This is a genomic window from Variovorax sp. FG153 (genome assembly GCF_057809595.1).
On sequence record NZ_JBMDKG010000111.1, the window covers coordinates 1 to 1,302 of the forward strand.

At 73.6% G+C, this 1,302-nt stretch carries 1 protein-coding gene; it reads right to left on the reverse strand.

The window, feature by feature from the left end:
- Positions 1–1,302 (reverse strand): condensation domain-containing protein (locus ACODT0_RS42305; RefSeq protein WP_489044038.1); only part of this gene is annotated, 1,302 nt, incomplete at both ends.

Sequence of the window (1,302 nt, forward strand, 5' to 3'; positions counted from 1 at the left end):
GCTCGCCGTAGCTCAGTTGCAGCTCGCCGAAGACCACCGCCTGCGCGTCGGGGCGCGCCCGCGCCTGACGCGCGATGCGCTCGTGCAGCGTCGCCTCGCCCGCGAAACGGCCACGCGGCGCGCCCCAGGCGGACAGCTGCGCCGCCTCTTCGCTCGACAGCAGCGGGAGCTCGCAGATCGGCCGCGCGGGCGCGCGGTCGAGCGCATCGACGATGCCGTCGACCGCCGCGCGCATGCAGTCGCACACGCGCCGCGCGTCGATCGCCTCGTGGATCTGCGCCACGAGTTCGAAGCCCTCGCCGAGGTCGTCGACCGACATCACGAAGGGATAGTTGGTGCGCTCCTCGCCGCCCAGCGACGCCATGCCCTCCCAGGCCGAGGCGCGCGCCGGGTCCGGCGTGGCCGGTGCCTCGGGGCTGTAGCGGTAGTTGAGCAGCGCCGAGAACAGCGGCGTGCCGCCAGGCAGCGCGCTGCAGCGCTGCGCCAGCGAGAGGTTCGCATGCTCGTGGTGCAGCAGCGCGCTCAGCGCCTCGTGCGCGCCACGCACGCTCTCGCGCACCCCGCGCGCACCCAGCTTCAGCCGCAGCGGCAAGGTGTTGATGAACAGGCCCAGTGCCCGCTGCGCGCCTTCGCCGCCCTGCATGCGGCCGAACAGCACCGTGCCGAACACCACGTCGTCCTTGCCCGTGGCCTTGGCCAGCACCAGCGCCCACGCCAGGTGGAACAGCGTCGCCGCGCTCACGCCGTGGCGCTGCGCCTCGGCGCGCAGCCGGCGGGAGAGGCCCGCATCCAGCCTCGCCCTCGCTTCGCGCACGCGCGTGCCGTCGCCCTGCACGTCGAGCAGCCCGAAGGGTGCCGTGGGCTCGTCCACGTCGCCCAGCATCGCGCCGAAGAAGGCCTCGTGCTCGGCGCGGCTCACGCCCAGCCGCGCCTGCGCCACGTAGCCGCGGAATGGCACCGGCCGCGGCAATTCGGCCTCGCGGCCTTGCTGGATCAGCGTGATCTCCTCGACCAGCAGTTCCAGCGTGGTGTGGTCCAGCACCATGTGATGGCTGGGCAGTTGCAGCAGCCAGCGGCCGCTTTGCGCGTCGTGCGCCGCGACCGCGCGGATCAGCGGTGCGCGGCGGATGTCGATGCGATAGCGCGACGGATCCACGTGCGCCTGCAGCCGCGCGGCCGCGTCGGGCGCCGCATCGTCCAGCCATTCCAGCGCCAGGGCGGCGTGGCGCTGTACCACCTGCACCGGCTCGGGCAGTCCTTCCCACAGCACCGCGGTGCGCAGGATGTCGTGCCGCGCGATCA